Source organism: Acidovorax sp. 106, from assembly GCF_003663825.1.
GTDB lineage: Bacteria > Pseudomonadota > Gammaproteobacteria > Burkholderiales > Burkholderiaceae_C > Acidovorax.
Window position 1 is genome coordinate 2,743,971 of record NZ_RCCC01000001.1, and the last position, 19,387, is coordinate 2,763,357.

The following is a 19,387-nucleotide window of genomic DNA, read 5'->3' on the forward strand; positions in this document are numbered from 1 at the left end:
AGGGGGGCGGTGCCTTCGCCCAATGGCCCCCCTGGCAGCCCATTTCTTTTTTGATTCCCTTTCTAATCTTCCCGCGCCATGCTTGCAAAACGCATCATTCCCTGCCTTGACGTGACCGGAGGCCGTGTGGTCAAAGGCGTCAATTTTGTTGAACTGCGCGATGCGGGCGACCCGGTGGAGATTGCGGCGCGCTACAACGCTCAGGGCGCGGATGAGCTGACCTTTTTGGACATCACCGCCACCAGCGATGGCCGTGATTTGATCCTGCACATCATCGAAGCAGTGGCCAGCCAGGTGTTCATCCCGCTCACGGTGGGTGGCGGGGTGCGCACGGTGGAAGACGTTCGCCGCCTGCTCAACGCGGGCGCGGACAAGACCAGCTTCAACTCTGCGGCCATTGCCAACCCTGAGGTCATCAACGCCGTGTCGGCCAAATACGGTGCGCAATGCATTGTGGTGGCCATCGATGCCAAGCGCCGGTCTGAGGAAGATGCTTTGCGCTTGGGCGCCAACGGGGAGCCCGTGGGCCCAGGTTGGGATGTGTACAGCCACGGTGGCCGCAAGAACACTGGGCTCGATGCCTTGGCTTGGGCCAAAGAGATGGCCCAGCGGGGCGCCGGCGAAATCTTGCTGACCAGCATGGACCGCGACGGCACCAAGTCGGGTTTTGACCTGGCCCTGACCCGCGCCGTCAGCGACGCCGTGAGCGTGCCGGTGATCGCTTCGGGCGGCGTGGGCAATCTGGACCACCTGGCCGAAGGGGTGCAGCAAGGTGGTGCCGATGCCGTGCTGGCCGCTAGCATCTTTCATTACGGCGAGTACACCGTAGGACAGGCCAAGCAGCGCATGGCCGAGCGGGGTATTCCTGTTCGGTTGTAATACACATTTTTGCTATAAAATTTATAGCTTCTTGCGCTTGTTTTATGAGCTCTAGCGGCTCAAATGGCTTAAATTTTTGGTCTGCAGCCAAGTGGCACGATTCAAATCACCGACAATCCGCCCATGAACTGGCTCAATGAAGTGAAATGGGACGCGCAGGGCCTGGTGCCCGTGATTGCGCAAGAGCAGGGCACGGGCGACGTGCTGATGTTTGCCTGGATGAACCGCGAGGCTTTGGACAAAACCGCTGAGCTGGGCCGGGCCGTGTACTTCAGCCGCTCGCGCAAAAAGCTGTGGTTCAAGGGTGAAGAGTCTGGCCACGTGCAAACGGTGCATGAGATTCGTCTCGACTGCGACAACGACGTGGTGCTGCTCAAAGTCACCCAGCAGGGGCACGAACCTGGCATTGCCTGCCACACAGGCCGCCACAGCTGCTTCTTCAGCGTGCTCAAGGATGGGGCCTGGAAACCGGTCGATCCGGTCTTGAAAGATCCCGAATCCATCTACAAATAAGCCCATGAGTTCCAACGAATCCCCAGCCTTGTCTTCGCAAGACGCCCTGGCGCGCCTGGCCGCCGTGATCGAAAGCCGCAAGCCCGCCCACGGTGGCGACCCGGAAAAGAGCTACGTCTCGCGTCTGCTGCACAAGGGGCCGGATGCGTTCCTCAAGAAAATTGGCGAAGAAGCCACCGAAGTGGTGATGGCCGCTAAGGACGTGGACCATGGCGCTGACAAGTCCAAGATCGTTTACGAAGTGGCCGACCTCTGGTTTCACTCCATGATCGCACTGGCCCACTACGGCCTGGCCCCGGCCGATGTAATCACCGAGCTGGTCCGCCGTGAAGGCACCAGCGGCATCGAGGAAAAAGCCCTGCGCAAAGTGGCGGCAAGGGCTGCTGACGAGAAAGGTTGACCCCATGGCCGATGACTACACCGACGTACAGCCCCATGACCAGAAGGCCGAAGATCTCAAAGCCATTGGCTGGGTCAGCTACCTGTTGCACCTGATTGTGGCGGTGGGGGCGGTGATGCCAGGGGCGCAGCCTGGCGCTGTGCTGCTGTTGGTGGCGTTGGTGATCGATCTGGTCAAGAAGAGCGATGCCGAGGGCACATGGCAAGCCAGTCATTTTTCGTGGCGCATTCGCACGGTGATCTGGGCGGGGGTGTTGTATCTGCTGACGGCCCCCTTGTGGGCATTGTTCATTTTCCCTGGCTGGATTGCCTGGGGGTTGATTTCGCTGTGGTTTCTGTACCGCATTGTGCGCGGCATGGTGGCCATGAACAAGAGCCAGGCCCTGGATGCCTGAGGGCGCCAAACCCTTGGTGCGGCTGAACCTTGCCTTGCAAGGTGGCGGCTCGCACGGCGCATTGACTTGGGGTGTGCTGGACGCACTGCTCGAAGATGGCCATTGGGTACTCGATGGGATCAGCGGCACCAGCGCCGGTGCCATGAATGCCGTGGCCGTGGCCCATGGGTTTGCGCAGGCAGCCCACCAGCACAAGGACCCTGTAGAGGCGCATGCCGCCGGTTGCACCCTGGCGCGCGAGACTTTGATGCGCCTTTGGGAGGGCGTAGGCACCCTGGGCAGCCTGATGTGGGGCGCGCCCCTGGCAGCGGCCAACCCCTTGCTGGGCATGATGACGCAATGGCTGTCGCCATACCAAACCAATCCATTGGACATCAATCCCCTGCGGCGGCTGCTGGAGCGCGAGGTGGACTTTGACCTGTTGTGCAAAGCACGGGGTGCTGCAGCCCAGCACAGCCCCAAGGTGTTTGTGTGCGCCACCAATGTGCGTACCGGGCGCGGCGAGATCTTCTCTGGCCCCCGGCTCAGTGCCGATGCGGTCATGGCTTCGGCCTGTCTGCCCTTGCTTTTCAAGGCGGTGGAGATCGATGGCGAGCACTATTGGGACGGTGGCTACTCGGGCAACCCGGCATTGCATCCGTTGATCTACCAGACCGAGACTTCGGACATCCTGCTGGTGCAGATCAACCCCATTGAGCACCGTGGGCTTCCCGATACGGCGCCTGAAATCATGGAGCGCATGAACGAAGTCACTTTCAATGCCAGCCTGCTGGCCGAGCTGCGCGCCATCGAGTTTGTGCGCCGCCTGCTGGCCGAGGGCAAGTTGGACGCCCGCCGCTACAAGAGCGTGCGCATGCACCGGATTGACGGTGGCGCTGTGCTGGCACCCTTCGGGGCTGATAGCAAAACCCGCGCGGACCTGCCCTTTGTGCGCAAGCTGTTTGCTCTGGGGCGCGAGCAGGGGCAGCAGTGGCTGGCTGAACATCGCCAGTCCGTGGGCCTGCGCCCGACCATTCAGATCGCAGACAATGCCTGACGGCGCTGCACATCCCGCCGCGAAGCAGCGCCTTGCGCAGGCACTGCCCCCCTTTTTTCACCGCCCACCATGCACGATCCCAATTGCCTTTTTTGCAAAATCATTGCAGGCCAGATTCCCTCTCGCAAGGTCTATGAAGACGAAGAAATCTTCGCCTTTCATGACATCCACCCCTGGGCGCCGGTGCACTTTCTGATGGTGCCCAAGGCGCATATCCCTTCGATGGCGCAGGTTACCGCCGAGCACGCAGGCCTGCTGGGGCGCATGATGGCGCTGGCCCCCCAGTTGGCCTTGGAGCAGGGCTGCAACCCTTATCCAGAAGGCGGTTTTCGCATCGTCACCAACACGGGGCTTGAAGGGGGGCAGGAAATCCACCATCTGCACATCCATGTGATGGGTGGTCCGCGCCCTTGGCTCAAAGGCTGAAGTGTTTTGGCGCGACCCCTTCACGCTAGGGCAACATCGCGCGTCTAAAATGATTGCAATTCGTTAGGAGAAATTCCATGGGTTCCTTTTCCATCTGGCACTGGTTGATCGTGCTGCTGATCGTCGTCATGGTCTTCGGCACCAAGAAACTCAAGAACATGGGCTCCGATCTGGGCGGTGCCGTCAAGGGCTTCAAGGACGGCATGAAGGACGGTTCGAGCGATAGTTCCGCTGCGTCTGCAGCGCCTGCTCCAGGCCAGGTGGCCAACAGCCAGGCCGCCGACAAGACCACCATCGACGTAGAAGCCAAGCAAAAGAGCTGATCGCCTGAGCGAACGCTGACTCCATGATCGATATTGGCCTGTCCAAAATGGCGCTGATCGGCGCGGTGGCGTTGATCGTCATCGGCCCCGAAAAGCTGCCCCGTGTCGCCCGCACTGTGGGCACTTTGCTGGGCAAGGCGCAGCGCTATGTGGCCGATGTGAAGTCGGAGGTCAATCGCTCTATGGAGCTTGATGAGCTGCGCAAGATGAAGGACACGGTGGAGGGCGCTGCGCGCGACGTGCAGCAATCCATCCAGACCAGCGCCAGCGAGTTCGAGAAGGACTGGGCGCAAGCCACCAGCCTGGCGGGCGAGGGGTATGACACGGCTTCTGCTGTGGTGCCGGCCTACAAGCACCCGGGAAAGAACTGGCGCGTCAAAAAAGGAGCCACACCGCAGTGGTACAAAGCCCGCAGTGGTGTGCGCACCAAAGCCTTGTCGGGTGCCGCACGCGTGGCGCGCTACCGTCCCAAAAAGATCCATTGACGCTGCGCAGCTGCGCGCGTTTCGGGCTGCTTTGACGCCCCAGAAAACCCAATATGTCAAACACCCCATCCCAAGATGACGAGCTTGCTGGCACAGAACAGCCCTTTGTGCAGCACCTCATGGAGCTGCGCGATCGCTTGGTCAAAGCCATGATTGCGATTGCCGTGGCCGCGGCTTTCCTGTTCTTCTTCCCGGGCCCCGGGCCGCTGTATGACTTCCTGGCGGCGCCTTTGGTGGCGCATTTGCCCAAGGGGGCTACGCTGATTGCCACTTCGGTGATCTCCCCCTTCATGGTGCCGCTCAAGATTTTGCTGATGGCGGCTTTCCTGCTCGCCTTGCCTTTTGTGCTGTGGCAGGTGTGGGCGTTTGTGGCGCCGGGCCTGTATTCGCACGAGAAGAAGCTGGTGCTGCCACTGGTGGTCTCCAGCACGCTCCTGTTCTTCATCGGCGTCGCGTTTTGCTACTTCTTCGTGTTTGGGCAGGTGTTTGCATTCATCCAGAGCTTTGCGCCCAAAAGCATCACGGCCGCACCAGACATTGAGGCTTATCTGAGCTTTGTGCTGTCGATGTTTCTGGCTTTTGGCCTGGCGTTTGAGGTGCCCATTGCCGTGGTGGTACTGGCCCGCATGGGTGTGGTGAGTGTGGAAAAGCTCAAGAGCTTTCGCGGTTACTTCGTCGTGGGGGCGTTCGTCGTTGCGGCGGTGGTTACACCACCCGATGTGGTGTCGCAGCTGGCACTGGCGGTGCCCATGTGCATTCTTTACGAGGTCGGCATCTGGGCCGCCCAGGTGTTTCTCAAGCACACCAAGGCGCCTGAGAGCGCGGACGATCAGGCGGCATCCTCTTCTTCGTCCTCCTGAGCAGCGTACGAAACCCACGCCCCACTTTGCAGCGTGGGGTGACCAGGGGGGCGGCACTTGCCCCCTTGGCATTTTTCTTGAAGTGATTCAGATATAAAAATAGCTGCTGGCGCTTTATCTGTAAGCGCTAGCAGCTATTTATTTGATAGCGATAGCGATAGCGATAGCGATAGCGATAGCCATCGCTACTGTGCCGGGCTTAGCGCCGCACGTTGCGCTGTGGACGGGGGCGCACCCCGGGGTTGATGCTCAGCTCCAGCTTTCGGTCGGTGCGCTGCACCTGGAAGGTGGAGGCGGTGCCTGGCTTGAGTGCAGCCACCGCCGTCAGCAGTTCAGAGACATTGCCCACGGGCTTGTCGTCCACTTTCACGATCACATCGCCAGGGCGCATGCCAGCTTGCGCGGCCGGGCCGTCTTGCAGCACGCCGGTGATGATCACGCCCTCGGTGGCTTTCACGCCAAAGGTCTCGGCCAGCTCGGGCGAGAGTTCGTTGGGCTCCACGCCAATCCAGCCTCGGGTCACTTGTCCGTCTTTCACGATGCCGTCCAGCACCAGCCGCGCAGTGGACACGGGAATGGCAAACCCGATGCCCATGCTGCCACCGGAGCGGGAATAGATGGCGGTGTTGATGCCCAGCAGGTTGCCGTTCACGTCCACCAGCGCGCCGCCCGAGTTGCCGGGATTGATGGCGGCATCGGTCTGGATGAAATTCTCAAAGGTGTTGATGCCCAACTGGCTGCGGCCCAAGGCGCTGACGATGCCGCTGGTCACGGTTTGCCCCACGCCAAAGGGGTTGCCAATGGCCAGCACCTGGTCGCCCACGGCCAGCCCATCTGAGTTGCCCAGGGTGATCACGGGCAGCTTGTCGAGTTCGATCTTCAGGATCGCGAGGTCGGTGTCGGGGTCGGTGCCGATCACGCTGGCGCGCGAGCGGCGGCTGTCTGTGAGGGTCACTTCAATTTCATCGGCGCCCTCGACCACATGGTTGTTGGTCAGGATGTAGCCCTCGGGGCTGATGATGACGCCGCTGCCCAGGCCTGTTTGCGCCTGTTGCTGGCCCTGATCGCCAAAGAAAAACTGGAACCAGGGGTCGTTGCTGCGGGGGTGGCGCACGGCCTTGCTGGTGTTGATGCTCACCACGGCCGGTGAGGCCTTGCGTGCAGCACCGCTGAAGCTGCCTGGGGCGGGCTGGCCAGCGGAGGCTGAGGGGGCCTCCAGCAGCGCAATGCCCGCGCCAGATCGCTTGGCGCCTTGGCGTATCCAGTCGGGTTGGAGGGTGGCAACAACAAAGTAGGCCGCAGCAAAAACTGTCACGGCCTGAGAAAACAGCAGCCAGATGCGTTTCATGGTCTTGGAGGTGAGTGGCAAAAATGCGCGGGCAGAAAAAGTGCCAGGGGGACGATGCCGTCCCTGCGCAGTCGCCATTGTCTGTCAACCCAGTCCGCCAAGCCTGGGTGCCCCTGCAGCTGGGGCCAGCGCCGCGCGACAATACGGGGCATGAGCATATCCAGGCAACAACTCTTGCAGGCGTTTGACGGCCTGCTGCAACCCGAGCGCTTCAAGGACTACGGCCCCAACGGCCTGCAGGTCGAAGGGCGGGCCGAGATCTCGCATGTGGTCAGCGGCGTGACGGCCAGCCTGGCGCTGATCGACGCCGCCATTGAAGCCCGTGCTGACGCCATTTTTGTGCACCATGGCCTGTTCTGGCGGGGGCAGGATGGGCGGGTGACCGGTTGGATGAAGCAGCGCCTGCAGCGGCTGCTGGCGCACGATATCAATCTGTTTGCCTACCACCTGCCGCTCGACGCACACCCCCTGTGGGGCAACAACGCCCAGCTGGGGCGGTTGCTGGGGTGGACGAGCGAATCGCAATTTGGTGAGCAAGCGCTGGGCTGTCTGGCCAGCGCCAGTTACCCCAGTGCCCAGGCTGTGGCCGACCATGTGGCGCAGGCGTTGGGGCGCTCCGTCACGCTGGTGGCGCCCGGTGGTGCCATGGGGGCGCAGCGTCCCGTCGCCAAGGTGGCGTGGTGCACGGGCGGTGCGCAGAGCTACTTCGAGGCGGCCATTGCTGCGGGGGCAGACGTTTTTGTGACGGGTGAAATTTCAGAGCCGCAGGCGCACTTGGCCCGCGAGACCGGGGTGGCGTTTGTGGCCGCAGGCCACCATGCCACCGAGCGCTATGGCGCCCCAGCCCTGGCCGCTGAAGTGGCGCGAAGCCTGGGCCTCGCGCACCAGTTCATCGAGATTGACAACCCCGCTTGAGAGCGGCTAACACTACCCCCCTGGCGTCGCGTCGTTGTCCCGTCTTGTCATACTGCCTGCGACGGAACGCCTAGCCAGGGCCGCTTCGCTGGGTTGTGTGAGCCGCTCCAAATGTTTGCTATATAAATAATAGCTGCTAGCGCTTATTGGATAGGCGCTGGAGCTTGATTTTGATAAGGATCTGCATGAAGCCCATCGCCATCACCCAAGGAGACCCGGCAGGCATCGGCCCTGAGATCGTGGCCAAGGCCTTTCGTGACGCGCCTGACCTGCTGCGGGGCTGTTTTGTGGTGGGCGACGTCGCCACCTTGCGCCGGGCTGCTGCGTGCATTGCACGCCCCGGCATCCCCAGCGTGCCTGTAGCGGTGTTGGACGGCATTCACGATGCCTGGGATGCACCGACGCGTTGCGTGCCTGTCTTGCCACTGTCAGGGTTGGCCAGCGCGGTACCTTGGGGGCGCATCAGTGCCGAGGCGGGGCGCGCTGCGGCCGATTGTGTGGAATGGGCGGCCCGCGCGGCACTGCGTGGGGATGTGGCTGGGTTGGTCACCGCGCCGCTGCACAAAGAGGCCTTGTCGGCTGCAGGCCTGGCGTACCCCGGCCACACCGAACTGCTGCAGGCCGAAGCCGCAGCCCACCGGGGCGTGGCCCTGGCGGACATGCCGGTGCGCATGATGTTGGCCAGTGACGAACTGCGCACGGTGCTGGTCAGCATCCATGTCTCATTGCGTGACGCGATTGCTGCGGTGACTTATGACAACGTGGTGCAGACCGTGCAGATCGCGCACCACGCGCTGCAGCGCACCTTGGGGCGCAGCCCTCGGATCGCGGTGGCGGGTCTCAATCCGCATGCGGGGGAGGGCGGTTTGTTTGGCCGAGAGGAGTGCGACACCATTGCCCCGGCGGTGGCCTGGCTGCAGGCTCAGGGTTTGGATGTGCAGGGCCCCCTGCCGCCAGACACGGTGTTCATGCGCGCCCGTAACGCGCCAGGGCATCCGGGTGCGTTTGATGTGGTGGTGGCGATGTACCACGACCAGGGCTTGATTCCCGTCAAGTACCTGGGCGTGGACAAGGGCGTGAACGTGACCTTGGGCTTGCCGCTGGTGCGCACTAGCCCGGACCACGGCACAGCCTTCGACATTGCGGGCCAGGGCGTGGCCGATGCGTCCAGCCTCATCGAGGCGGTTCGCATGGCGCGGCAGTTGGCTTGACTGCAAGGACAGCCCCGGCCCGGGTGCTTGGCGCAACGTAAAACGCCCTGCTGGGCAGGGCGTTGGCGGCAGAGTCTGAGGCGCAAAAAACGCGAGCCTTGGCTGGCTCAGCGCTGCTTGAGGCTGTCGCGAATTTCGCGCAGCAGCACGATGTCCTCTGGCTCGGGGGCTGGGGCTGCAGGTGCTGCTGCGGGGGCTTCGCGCTTGAGTCGGTTGATTTGTTTGATCATCATGAAAATGATGAAGGCCAGAATAATGAAATTCACCGCCACGGTCAGAAAATTTCCATAAGCAAACACAGGAACGCCCGCTTTGCGAAGCGCGTCCAGTGTCAGTGCCGTGCCGGCGGGCACATTACCCAGTACGAGGAACAAATTGGAAAAATCCAGTTTGCCAAATACCAGCCCCACCAACGGCATGATGAGATCGGCCACCACCGAATCCACGATTTTCCCGAAGGCTCCCCCAATGATCACGCCCACGGCGAGATCGACCACATTACCCTTGATTGCGAATTCTTTGAACTCTTTGATGATGGTCATGTTTCTTCCATTTTTATAAATTGGTTGACGAACGTACCCAGAGGCGGATTGAACCCCGCATTATCTAGGTGGCAGGGGCGCAGTATTACCCAGCGCATGGGGTTGTCAAGGCTGATTTCAAGAGGTTAGCCTGTTGTTACGAGTTTTCACTCCGCTACAATCCGCCGCTGACCCCAACATAGCGATGTATACCGAGGATCCCCATGAGTGACACACCAGTCGACACCAGTAAGCGGACGTGGCTGATTGCGTCCGGATGCGCTGGTGCTGCGGGCGGAGTGGCTGTAGCCGTGCCCTTCGTCAGCAGTTTTCAGCCTTCGGAAAGAGCCAAAGCAGCTGGCGCAGCTGTAGAGGTGGACATTTCAGCCCTGCAGCCGGGTGAAAAGTTGACCGTAGAGTGGCGCGGCAAGCCCGTGTGGATTCTCAAGCGCACCCCTGAACAGGTCGCCTCGTTGGCCAAGACCGAGCCTCAGGTGGCCGATCCCAAGTCAGACCGCAAGACGTACCCCACCCCCGAGTACGCCAAAAACCAACACCGCTCCATCAAGCCCGAGATCTTCGTCGGGGTCGGCATCTGCACCCACCTGGGTTGCTCGCCGGGTGACAAGTTTCAAACCGGCCCACAGCCTTCGCTGCCAGACGACTGGAATGGCGGCTTTCTGTGTGCTTGCCACGGCTCGACGTTTGACGTGGCCGGCCGCGTGTTCAAGAACAAGCCAGCGCCTGACAACCTGGAAATTCCGCCACACATGTTCCTGTCCGATTCGCGCCTGCTGATCGGTGAAGACAAGAAGGCTTGAGGTAGCACAACATGGCTGAATTCAAGGAAATTTCCCCTAACGCATCGGCCACGGCCAAGGTGACGAACTGGTTTGAGAACCGGTTTCCCACGGCGTTTGATGCGTACCGCGTGCACATGTCGGAGTACTACGCTCCGAAGAACTTCAACTTCTGGTACATCTTTGGTTCGCTGGCATTGCTGGTGCTGGTCATCCAGATCGTCACTGGTATCTTCCTGGTGATGCACTACAAGCCTGATGCCAATCTGGCTTTCGCATCGGTGGAATACATCATGCGCGACGTGCCTTGGGGCTGGCTGATTCGCTACATGCACTCCACTGGCGCTTCGGCCTTCTTTGTCGTGGTGTATCTGCACATGTTCCGTGGCCTGCTCTACGGCTCGTACCGCAAGCCACGTGAATTGGTCTGGATCTTTGGCTGCGCCATCTTCCTGTGCCTGATGGCCGAGGCCTTCATGGGCTACCTGCTGCCTTGGGGCCAGATGTCGTACTGGGGCGCTCAGGTGATCGTGAACCTGTTTGCTGCCATTCCGTTCATTGGCCCCGATCTGGCCTTGCTCATCCGTGGTGATTTTGTGGTGGGCGATGCGACCCTGAACCGCTTCTTCAGCTTCCACGTGATTGCGGTGCCTTTGGTGCTGCTGGGCTTGGTGGTGGCGCACTTGTTGGCGCTGCACGATGTGGGCTCCAACAACCCCGACGGCGTCGAAATCAAGGGCCCCAATGCGCCCCGCGATGCCAAGGGCAAGCCCCTGGACGGCGTGCCGTTCCACCCTTACTACACCGTTCACGATATCTTTGGTGTTGCGGTCTTCTTGCTGGTGTTCTCGGCGGTGATCTTCTTCGCCCCTGAGTTCGGTGGCTACTTCCTGGAGTACAACAACTTCATCCCGGCCGACCCTTTGGTAACGCCGCTGCACATTGCACCAGTCTGGTACTTCACGCCGTTCTACTCGATGCTGCGTGCCATCACCAGCGAGATGATGTACGCCCTGATCGCCTGCGTGGCCCTGGGTGCGCTTTTTGGTGCAGTGAAGGCTCAATTGCCTGGCATCTTCAAGGCCGCGATTGCAGGTGCTGGTGCGGTGGTCATCCTGCTCATGTTGGCCATTGATGCCAAGTTCTGGGGTGTGGTGGTCATGGGCGGTGCTGTGATCATTCTGTTCTTCTTGCCATGGCTGGATTACAGCCCAGTGAAGTCCATTCGCTACCGTCCCGATTGGCACAAGTATTTCTACGGTGTCTTTGTGATCAACTTCCTGATCCTGGGTTACTTGGGCGTACAGCCTCCGTCTCCTGTGGGTGAGCGGGTTTCTCAAGTGGGCACGCTGTTCTACTTCGGCTTCTTCATGTTGATGCCCTGGTGGAGTCGCATTGGCAAGACCAAGCCCGTGCCCGATCGCGTTACCTACGTTGCGCACTGAGAGCAGGAGCAAATAACAATGAAGAAACTCATTCTCACGATGGTGGCAGCGCTGGGTCTGGTGGCAGGCTCTGCCATGGCTTCCGGTGGCGGGGTTGCGCTGGACAAGGCGCCAGCCAAGACCAACGACCTGGCATCTCTGCAAAATGGTGCCAAGCTGTTCGTCAATTACTGCCTGAATTGCCACTCTGCGGCGTACATGCGCTTCAATCGTCTGAAGGACATTGGCCTTTCAGATCAGCAGGTGAAGGACAATCTGTTGTTCACCACCGACAAGGTGGGTGAGACAATGAAGTCCGCGATTGATCCAAAACAAGCCAAGGCTTGGTTTGGCGCCAATCCTCCTGACCTCACCGTGATTGCGCGTTCGCGTGCCAGCTCGGCGGGGTCTGGTGCAGATTACCTCTACACCTACTTGCGTACCTATTACCGAGACGACGCCAAGCTGACCGGCTGGAACAACCTGGTGTTTCCCAATGTTGGCATGCCCCATGCCTTGTGGGAGTTGCAGGGCGAGCGTCGTCCCGTGTTTGAAGAGCAAGAGAGTCACGGCAAAAAGACCCATGTTTTCAAGGGTTGGGAGCAAGTGACTCCGGGCAAGCTGACTCCGGTTCAGTACGACGAGGCGGTGGGTGATCTGGTGAACTACATGCAGTGGATGGCCGAGCCTGCGCAAAATACGCGCATCCGTGTCGGGGTCTGGGTTCTGATTTTCCTGGGCCTCTTCACCATCATTGCATGGCGGCTGAACGCGTCTTTCTGGAAAGACGTCAAATAATTCGCTGATCTTCCGGCGACACCCGCGTGCGGGTTCGCCGGAATTTTTTACAGAGTGGGCGCTTTGGTGCGTCCCACTCTTTTGATTTTTAGGAGCCTCCCACCATGATGGTGCTTTACTCGGGAACCACTTGCCCTTTTTCCCACCGTTGCCGCTTTGTCTTGTTTGAAAAAGGCATGGATTTCGAAATCCGCGATGTAGACCTGTACAACAAGCCAGAAGACATCAGCGTGATGAACCCCTATGGGCAAGTGCCTATTTTGGTGGAGCGCGACCTGATTCTGTATGAGTCGAACATCATCAATGAGTACATCGATGAGCGCTTTCCGCATCCGCAACTGATGCCTGGTGACCCGGTCGATCGCGCCCGTGTCCGCCTGTTCTTGCTGAACTTTGAAAAAGAGCTGTTCGTGCATGTGAACACGCTGGAATCGCGTGCCACCAAGGGCAACGAAAAGGCGTTGGAAAAGGCGCGTGCTCATATCCGTGACCGACTGACCCAACTGGCGCCTGTGTTCCTCAAGAACAAGTACATGCTGGGCGATAACTTCTCGATGCTGGATGTCGCTATTGCGCCTTTGCTCTGGCGCCTGGATTACTACGGCATTGAGCTGAGCAAAAATGCTGCCCCGTTGCTCAAGTATGCGGAGCGTATCTTCTCTCGCCCTGCCTACATTGAAGCGCTGACACCTTCTGAAAAGGTCATGCGCAAGTAAGCGCGGCAGTCCCTTCTTTTCACCGACCGAACCGTTTCATTGCCCATGAATGCTCAGGAATCGACTTCTACGCGCCCTTACCTGATTCGTGCCTTGTACGAGTGGTGTACCGACAATGGGTTGACCCCTTACGTGGCGGTGCGCGTGGACGAGTCGGTGCAGGTGCCGCGGGAGTTTGTGCACGAGGGTGAGATCGTGCTGAACATCAGCTACGACGCGACCAGCGCCTTGCAGCTGGGCAATGATTTCATTGAGTTCAAGGCCCGCTTTGGTGGCAAGCCGCGTGACATCCTTGTGCCGGTTGGGCGCGTCATTGCCATTTACGCGCGTGAAAATGGGCAAGGCATGGCATTTCCAGCGCCGGTAGATGGTTTGGTTGCGCCTTCTTCGCCTGTGTCACTCGCGCCAGCGTCGAGCACACTGGTGTTGGAGGAGGCGCCCGCGGCGGCGGCAGATGAGCGTGTTGTTCAACTGGTGCCCGCGGCCGATGCCGAATCCGGTGCGGGGGATGCCCCTCGCCCAACGCCCGGTCCTGCAGGCGGTCGCCCTTCGCTAAAACGCGTGAAATAGCGGTTTTTGTTTTTAGGCCTGTTTTTCGATATAGAATGCGGGCTTCGCCGGTTTAGCTCAGTTGGTAGAGCACCCGCCTTGTAAGCGGTAGGTCGTCAGTTCGATTCCGACAACCGGCACCATTTTTCTTGTGGATGCCTCAGCATCCTTTCATTCGCCAGTTCAACGCACGCCAGTTTGAACTTTCAGGCGAATGGAGTTAACCTCCCACCCCCGGACCCGCAAATGAGCCTGCAATGCAGGCAGGATTTGGCGCAGCTTGGCCGCAGCCGAGTTGCTGCTGACAAGAAGGCACCAGCTTGTTCCGTCAATCGGGCCAGCCTGTAGCGTGCCTCGCAGTCCTGGGGGAATCAATGGTTCTATGGCCTTCAGCCGGTCGCTGGAGTCTCTGGTGAGCGCGGTCAGCATGGCTAGCGTGGGGGACTCGGCGCTGGCTTGCTGCAACGTAACGGCGTGATGGCGGCGGTTCATGGGTGGGCCTCTATGGCATGGAGATAACTTTGTGCATTTGATTATCACGGACGCTCGTTCGGCCCGTACCCGGTCTATTCATCTGTCGGGTGTGCGCCTTGTGTTGGCTGGGTTGCTGCTTTCGCTGGGGCTGATGCTGGTGGCTGCGCTGTTGTACCACTGGGTCTTTTTGAAAGGCGCGCGCGAGGGGTGGCCTGTGTTTGGCTCATTGGTCAAGCTGGTGGTCAAAGACGAGTTTGAAGAGCGTGACAAGTTCATGCGGGCCAATCTGGATGCGATGGCCCGTCGCGTGGGGGATATGCAGGCGCGCATGGTGCAGCTGGAATCTCTTGGGGACCGTGTCATGGGGCTTTCGGGTATGTCTCCCTCTGACATCCCCAAAAATGATGGCCGTGGCGGTGCCCTGGTGGGTGCCCGCAACCTGTCGATGGAAGAGTTGCAGGCCACGCTGGATGATCTGGAAAAACTGACCAACCAGCGGGTCGATTGGATGACGGTGATGGAGTCAAGGCTCTTTGACCAGCACATCCGCAAAAAAATGGTACCCACCCACGCCCCGGTCAGTGGGCGTGCGGCGGGCTCTGCGTTTGGCTGGCGGCTGGACCCCTTTACGGGCCAATCGGCGTTGCATACAGGGCTGGACTTTCAGGCCGATACCGGTACCCCCATTTTGGCTGCAGCGGGAGGGGTGGTCATTGCCCAAGAATTTCATCCTGCCTACGGCAACATGATCGAGGTGGACCATGGGAACCAGTTGGTGACGCGCTATGCGCACGCCTCTCGCACGCTGGTCAAGCAGGGTGATCTGGTCAAGCGGGGGCAGAAAATTGCGGAGGTCGGAACCACTGGCCGATCAACGGGGCCGCATCTGCATTTTGAAGTGCTGGTGCAGGGCGTCTTTCAGGATCCGCAAAAATTCCTGAATGCAGGAACGGGCAAGGCGGATCTCGCGCTGGCTGCTGCATCCAAGGGGGCTGTAGTAGCGCAGCAAAACCCTACACCTGCGGGCAGGTAAAATCGCCAGTCCTGTGTTCGGCCTCGGAGTGCTTGCATTCTTGAGCGACGGACCCAACTGAACTCAATTCTTATTAGGGATTTCGGTCGTTCAACGGCACCGCGTTGGTGTGTTGAACGGTCCTGTTCGCATGGCCACCAACTTCCTCACCAAAATATTCGGCAGCCGCAATGACCGGCTTCTCAAGCAATACCGCAAAGTGGTCGCTCGCATCAACGAGATGGAGCCTGAGTATGAGAAGCTGTCTGACGACGCATTGCGCGCCAAGACCCAGGAGTTCAAGGACCGGGTAGCCCAAGGCGAATCGCTGGATGCCCTCTTGCCTGAGGCCTTTGCCGTCGTGCGCGAAGGCTCCAAGCGCGTGATGAAGATGCGCCACTTTGACGTGCAGATGCTGGGTGGGATGGCCCTGCACCACGGCAAGATCTCCGAAATGCGCACGGGCGAGGGCAAGACCCTGACCGCTACGCTGCCGGTGTACCTCAATGCCTTGTCAGGCAAGGGGGTTCATGTGGTCACCGTGAACGACTACCTGGCCAATCGCGATGCCCAGTGGATGGGTCGCCTCTACAACTTCCTGGGCCTGACCGTGGGCATCAACCTGCCCAACATGCCGCGCGAGGAAAAGCAGGCCGCGTACCGTGCAGACATCACCTACGGCACCAACAACGAGTACGGTTTTGACTACCTGCGCGACAACATGGTGTATGAAGCCCATGACCGTGTGCAGCAGGGCTTGAACTACGCCATCGTGGACGAGGTGGACTCCATCTTGATCGACGAAGCGCGCACGCCGCTCATCATCAGTGGGCAAGCCGAAGACCACACGGCGATGTATATCGCGATGAACAAGGTGGTACCGCTGCTGGTGCGCCAAGAGGGTGAAGCCGATCCTCGCACGGGCGAGGGTGTGACCAAGCCCGGTGACTTCACGCTGGATGAGAAAACCCACCAGGTGTTCTTGACGGAGCAGGGCCACGAGTCGGCCGAACGCATTTTGGCCAGCCAGGGGCTGATTGCCGAAGGCGCCTCGGTGTACGACCCTGCCAACATCACGCTGATGCACCACCTGTATGCAGCGCTGCGTGCCAATCATCTCTATCACCGTGACCAGCACTATGTGGTGCAAAACGGTGAAATCGTCATCGTGGACGAGTTCACTGGCCGTTTGATGTCGGGCCGCCGCTGGAGCGATGGCCTGCACCAGGCCGTGGAGGCCAAGGAAGGCGTCAACATCCAGGCTGAAAACCAGACCCTGGCGTCGATCACCTTCCAGAACTACTTCCGCTTGTACAACAAGCTCTCGGGCATGACCGGCACTGCCGATACCGAAGCCTATGAGTTTCAGGAAATCTACGGCCTGGAAACCGTGGTGATCCCACCCAACCGCCAGAGCCTGCGCGATGACCAGCTCGACCGTGTGTACAAGACCACCCGCGAAAAGTACGAAGCGGCCATCAAGGACATTCGCGAGTGCCACGAGCGAGGCCAGCCTGTGCTGGTGGGCACCACATCGATCGAGAATTCGGAAATCATTGACCAGCTCTTGAACAAAGAGGGCTTGCCCCACCAGGTGCTCAACGCCAAGCAGCATGCCCGTGAGGCCGACATCGTGGCCCAGGCCGGGCGTGAGGGCATGATCACCATCGCTACCAACATGGCGGGCCGTGGTACCGACATCGTGCTGGGCGGCAACATTGAAAAGCTCATCTCTGCGATTGAGGCGGACGAGTCTTTGGACGAAGCCGCCCGCCATGCGCAGATTGAGAAAGTGCGCGCCGACTGGAAGGTAGACCACGAAAAAATCAAGGCATTGGGCGGCTTGCGCATCATCGCCACCGAGCGCCATGAATCGCGCCGCATCGACAACCAACTGCGTGGCCGCTCTGGCCGCCAAGGTGACCCTGGCTCGTCGCGCTTTTACCTGAGCCTGGACGATTCGCTGATGCGCATCTTCGCGGGTGACCGCGTCAAGTCCATCATGGATCGCCTGAAGATGCCCGACGGTGAGGCCATCGAGGCAGGCATCGTGACCCGCAGCATTGAGTCGGCCCAGCGCAAAGTGGAAGCCCGCAACTTCGATATCCGCAAGCAACTGCTGGAATACGACGATGTGGCCAACGACCAGCGCAAGGTGATCTACCAGCAGCGCAACGACATTCTGGACGCATCGGACCTGGCGGATGTGCTCGCCGCCATGCGCGAAGACTCCATGACCGACTTGGTGCGCTTGTATGTGCCTGTTGAGTCGGTCGAAGAGCAGTGGGACCTGCCAGCACTGGAGAAAGCGCTCAATGAAGAGTGGCAAATCGCCGTCTCGTTGCAAGACATGGTTGCCCAATCAGAGTCCATCACCGACGAAGAAATCCTGGAGCGCGTGGTCAAGCTGGCCCATGCCGCCTTCGATGCCAAGGTGGAGCTGGTGGGGCGTGAGAACTTCACCCAGTTTGAGCGTGCGGTATTGCTGCAGAGCTTTGACTCCAACTGGCGTGACCACTTGAGCTCTTTGGACTACCTGCGCCAGGGCATCCATTTGCGTGGCTATGCCCAAAAGCAACCCAAGCAAGAGTACAAGCGCGAAGCCTTCGAGCTGTTCCGCCAGTTGATCGACAGCGTCAAGAACGAAGTCACCAAGATTTTGATGACGGTGCAGGTGCAGTCGCCCGCGCAGCTCGACGAAGCCGCTCAGCAGCTGGAAGCCCGTGCCGAGCACATCTCCAATGTGACCTATACCGCCCCCACAGAAACTGGGGAAGCCCAGACCGTCCCTGAAGGGCAAGCGCTGGGTGGTGATGAAGGGGCTTTTGAAGGCCTGCGTGTGGGCCGTAACGACCCATGCCCCTGCGGTAGCGGCAAGAAATACAAGCAGTGCCACGGTAAGCTGGCCTGATCGCTGAGAGTACGGAAACACGGGCTGCGGCCCGTGTTTTCATTTGGATGCCATGTCTTTGCGCATAATCTTGCGCAGTTTTTCTGAAAGAGCACTCTATGCCCGTGAACCTTCTGGCCCCAGTGGCCGCTGACCTGCATCCGATTGCAGGCGTTCGTATTGGCGTGACTGAAGCGGGCGTCCGCAAGGCCAACCGCAAGGACCTGACGGTGTTTTTGCTGGACGAGGGGGCCAGCGTGGCAGGGGTCTTCACGCAAAACCGTTTTTGTGCGGCGCCCGTGCAGGTCAGTCGTGAGCATTTGGCTACTGGCAAAGGCGTCCGCGCCATGGTCATCAACACGGGCAACGCCAATGCCGGTACGGGGGCAGATGGCTTGGCCCGCGCTCGCTCTACCTGCAAGGCGTTGGCTGGCTTGTTGAACGTGGCCCCCGAGCAAGTGCTGCCTTTCTCCACCGGCGTGATCATGGAGTCGCTGCCCACCGATCGCATTGAGGCAGGGCTGCCTGCCGCGCTGGCCGATGCGCAGACAGGCCACTGGGCCCGCGCCGCAGAAGGCATCATGACGACCGACACCTTGCCCAAGGCCTTCAGTGCGCAGGCTTCGGTGGGTGGTGCCACTGTGTCGATCACCGGCATCAGCAAAGGTGCGGGAATGATCCGCCCCAACATGGCGACCATGCTGGGCTTTTTGGCCACCGATGCGTGCGTGGATGCGTCGGTGGTGCAGCAACTGGCCCGCCATCTGGCAGACCGCTCGTTCAACCGGGTGACTATCGACGGAGATACCTCGACCAACGATTCCTTTGTGGTGGTGGCCACCAACAAGGCCGCCCACGCACCGATCACCTCACTGGACAGTGCGGACGGGCAAACCCTGTTGGCCGCCATGCTGGGCGTGGCCCAAAAGCTGGCCCAGGCCATCGTGCGCGACGGCGAGGGGGCTACCAAGTTCATCACCGTGCGCGTAGAAGGCGGCAATACCGGCGAGGAATGCCGCCAGGTGGCCTATGCCATTGCCCATTCGCCGCTGGTCAAAACCGCTTTTTACGCGAGCGACCCCAACCTGGGCCGCATTTTGGCGGCTGTGGGCTACGCGGGCATTGCGGATCTGGACCAGACCCGCATCGACCTGTACCTGGACGATGTGCACGTGGCCGTGAGCGGTGGGCGCAACCCCGCTTACCGCGAAGAAGATGGCCAGCGCGTGATGAAGCAAAGCGAGATCACGGTGCGGGTGGTTCTGGGCCGGGGCGAGGCATCAGACACCGTGTGGACCTGCGACTTCAGCCATGACTACGTGACAATCAACGCCGACTACCGTTCTTGATTTGATACTGATTTGCTATTAATTTGATAGCTGTCTGCGCTTATTTATCAAGCGCTAGGTGCCC

The 19,387-nt window shown here is 60.2% G+C and carries 22 protein-coding genes and 1 tRNA gene; 20 read left to right on the forward strand and 3 right to left on the reverse strand.

Translation table 11 applies throughout. The annotated features are described in order from the left end of the window. Window positions 1-78 precede the first annotated feature (78 nt). The 9 genes from hisF to tatC all read left to right on the forward strand — a co-directional run bounded on the left by hisF (window position 79) and on the right by tatC (window position 5,316). Entirely contained in the window at window positions 79-879 is an 801-nt protein-coding gene (gene hisF, locus C8C98_RS12180; RefSeq protein WP_121454499.1) for an imidazole glycerol phosphate synthase subunit HisF, read from the forward strand. Between the two features lie 123 nt (window positions 880-1,002). Next, the gene (gene hisI / locus C8C98_RS12185) at window positions 1,003-1,392 is read left to right on the forward strand and encodes a phosphoribosyl-AMP cyclohydrolase (protein ID WP_121454500.1); all 390 of its coding nucleotides are present in this window, start codon (window positions 1,003-1,005) and stop codon (window positions 1,390-1,392) included. A 4-nt stretch (window positions 1,393-1,396) separates the two neighbouring features. Continuing rightward, window positions 1,397-1,792 carry a phosphoribosyl-ATP diphosphatase gene (locus tag C8C98_RS12190; protein WP_121454501.1) on the forward strand — a complete coding sequence of 132 codons (396 nt, stop codon included), beginning with the start codon at window positions 1,397-1,399 and terminating at the stop codon, window positions 1,790-1,792. A 4-nt stretch (window positions 1,793-1,796) separates the two neighbouring features. Next, window positions 1,797-2,186, forward strand: coding sequence for a hypothetical protein (locus tag C8C98_RS12195; protein WP_121454502.1), 390 nt, complete (start codon window positions 1,797-1,799; stop codon window positions 2,184-2,186). Continuing rightward, a complete protein-coding gene (locus tag C8C98_RS12200) occupies window positions 2,179-3,222 on the forward strand; it encodes a patatin-like phospholipase family protein (protein WP_121454503.1) in 1,044 nt (347 codons plus the stop codon). Before C8C98_RS12195 ends, C8C98_RS12200 begins: the two co-directional genes overlap by 8 nt. A gap of 69 nt (window positions 3,223-3,291) precedes the next feature. After that, a complete protein-coding gene (locus tag C8C98_RS12205) occupies window positions 3,292-3,648 on the forward strand; it encodes a histidine triad nucleotide-binding protein (protein ID WP_121454504.1) in 357 nt (118 codons plus the stop codon). A 77-nt stretch (window positions 3,649-3,725) separates the two neighbouring features. Continuing rightward, window positions 3,726-3,971, forward strand: a complete 246-nt coding sequence (gene tatA, locus C8C98_RS12210; protein WP_121454505.1) for a Sec-independent protein translocase subunit TatA — start codon at window positions 3,726-3,728, stop codon at window positions 3,969-3,971. A 23-nt stretch (window positions 3,972-3,994) separates the two neighbouring features. After that, entirely contained in the window at window positions 3,995-4,456 is a 462-nt protein-coding gene (gene tatB, locus C8C98_RS12215) for a Sec-independent protein translocase protein TatB (RefSeq protein ID WP_099658035.1), read from the forward strand. A 53-nt stretch (window positions 4,457-4,509) separates the two neighbouring features. Then, the gene (tatC, locus tag C8C98_RS12220) at window positions 4,510-5,316 is read left to right on the forward strand and encodes a twin-arginine translocase subunit TatC (RefSeq protein ID WP_121454506.1); all 807 of its coding nucleotides are present in this window, start codon (window positions 4,510-4,512) and stop codon (window positions 5,314-5,316) included. 199 nt (window positions 5,317-5,515) lie between these two features. Here the strand turns inward: tatC and C8C98_RS12225 are convergent, their stop codons facing one another. Continuing rightward, window positions 5,516-6,664, reverse strand: a complete 1,149-nt coding sequence (locus C8C98_RS12225) for a Do family serine endopeptidase (RefSeq protein WP_121454507.1) — start codon at window positions 6,662-6,664, stop codon at window positions 5,516-5,518. Between the two features lie 150 nt (window positions 6,665-6,814). Here C8C98_RS12225 and C8C98_RS12230 point away from each other — a divergent pair, with 150 nt between their 5' ends. Together C8C98_RS12230 and pdxA are read left to right on the forward strand one after the other, a co-directional pair. Continuing rightward, window positions 6,815-7,579 (forward strand): Nif3-like dinuclear metal center hexameric protein, encoded by a 765-nt coding sequence (locus C8C98_RS12230; protein ID WP_121454508.1) that lies wholly within the window; start codon window positions 6,815-6,817, stop codon window positions 7,577-7,579. 185 nt (window positions 7,580-7,764) lie between these two features. Then, entirely contained in the window at window positions 7,765-8,790 is a 1,026-nt protein-coding gene (pdxA, locus tag C8C98_RS12235) for a 4-hydroxythreonine-4-phosphate dehydrogenase PdxA (protein ID WP_121454509.1), read from the forward strand. Window positions 8,791-8,897: 107 nt separating this feature from the next. Here the strand turns inward: pdxA and mscL are convergent, their stop codons facing one another. After that, the gene (gene mscL / locus C8C98_RS12240; protein ID WP_121454510.1) at window positions 8,898-9,332 is read right to left on the reverse strand and encodes a large conductance mechanosensitive channel protein MscL; all 435 of its coding nucleotides are present in this window, start codon (window positions 9,330-9,332) and stop codon (window positions 8,898-8,900) included. A 203-nt stretch (window positions 9,333-9,535) separates the two neighbouring features. On the opposite strand from mscL, the gene petA reads away from it, so the two are divergent. From petA to C8C98_RS12270, 6 genes are all read left to right on the forward strand, one after another. Continuing rightward, on the forward strand, window positions 9,536-10,132 hold the full coding sequence (gene petA / locus C8C98_RS12245; RefSeq protein ID WP_099658041.1) for a ubiquinol-cytochrome c reductase iron-sulfur subunit: 597 nt from the start codon (window positions 9,536-9,538) through the stop codon (window positions 10,130-10,132). Between the two features lie 11 nt (window positions 10,133-10,143). Beyond that, window positions 10,144-11,556, forward strand: a complete 1,413-nt coding sequence (locus C8C98_RS12250) for a cytochrome bc complex cytochrome b subunit (protein ID WP_121454511.1) — start codon at window positions 10,144-10,146, stop codon at window positions 11,554-11,556. Between the two features lie 18 nt (window positions 11,557-11,574). After that, window positions 11,575-12,333 carry a cytochrome c1 gene (locus tag C8C98_RS12255; RefSeq protein ID WP_121454512.1) on the forward strand — a complete coding sequence of 253 codons (759 nt, stop codon included), beginning with the start codon at window positions 11,575-11,577 and terminating at the stop codon, window positions 12,331-12,333. Window positions 12,334-12,437: 104 nt separating this feature from the next. Further along, a complete protein-coding gene (locus C8C98_RS12260) occupies window positions 12,438-13,049 on the forward strand; it encodes a glutathione S-transferase N-terminal domain-containing protein (protein ID WP_044400199.1) in 612 nt (203 codons plus the stop codon). Between the two features lie 45 nt (window positions 13,050-13,094). Further along, window positions 13,095-13,619 carry a ClpXP protease specificity-enhancing factor gene (locus C8C98_RS12265; RefSeq protein ID WP_121454513.1) on the forward strand — a complete coding sequence of 175 codons (525 nt, stop codon included), beginning with the start codon at window positions 13,095-13,097 and terminating at the stop codon, window positions 13,617-13,619. 46 nt (window positions 13,620-13,665) lie between these two features. Beyond that, window positions 13,666-13,741: transfer RNA gene (locus tag C8C98_RS12270), tRNA-Thr, on the forward strand. Between the two features lie 40 nt (window positions 13,742-13,781). Here the strand turns inward: C8C98_RS12270 and C8C98_RS12275 are convergent. Continuing rightward, window positions 13,782-14,090 carry a hypothetical protein gene (locus tag C8C98_RS12275; protein ID WP_099658045.1) on the reverse strand — a complete coding sequence of 103 codons (309 nt, stop codon included), beginning with the start codon at window positions 14,088-14,090 and terminating at the stop codon, window positions 13,782-13,784. A 31-nt stretch (window positions 14,091-14,121) separates the two neighbouring features. Between C8C98_RS12275 and C8C98_RS12280 the strand changes: the two genes are divergently transcribed. From C8C98_RS12280 to argJ, 3 genes are all read left to right on the forward strand, one after another. Next, a complete protein-coding gene (locus C8C98_RS12280; RefSeq protein WP_233574532.1) occupies window positions 14,122-15,105 on the forward strand; it encodes a M23 family metallopeptidase in 984 nt (327 codons plus the stop codon). 130 nt (window positions 15,106-15,235) lie between these two features. Then, entirely contained in the window at window positions 15,236-17,995 is a 2,760-nt protein-coding gene (secA, locus tag C8C98_RS12285; protein ID WP_121454515.1) for a preprotein translocase subunit SecA, read from the forward strand. Window positions 17,996-18,093: 98 nt separating this feature from the next. Then, complete coding sequence (gene argJ / locus C8C98_RS12290) at window positions 18,094-19,323, forward strand: bifunctional glutamate N-acetyltransferase/amino-acid acetyltransferase ArgJ (protein ID WP_121454516.1); 1,230 nt, start codon at window positions 18,094-18,096, stop codon at window positions 19,321-19,323. Window positions 19,324-19,387: the final 64 nt, after the last annotated feature.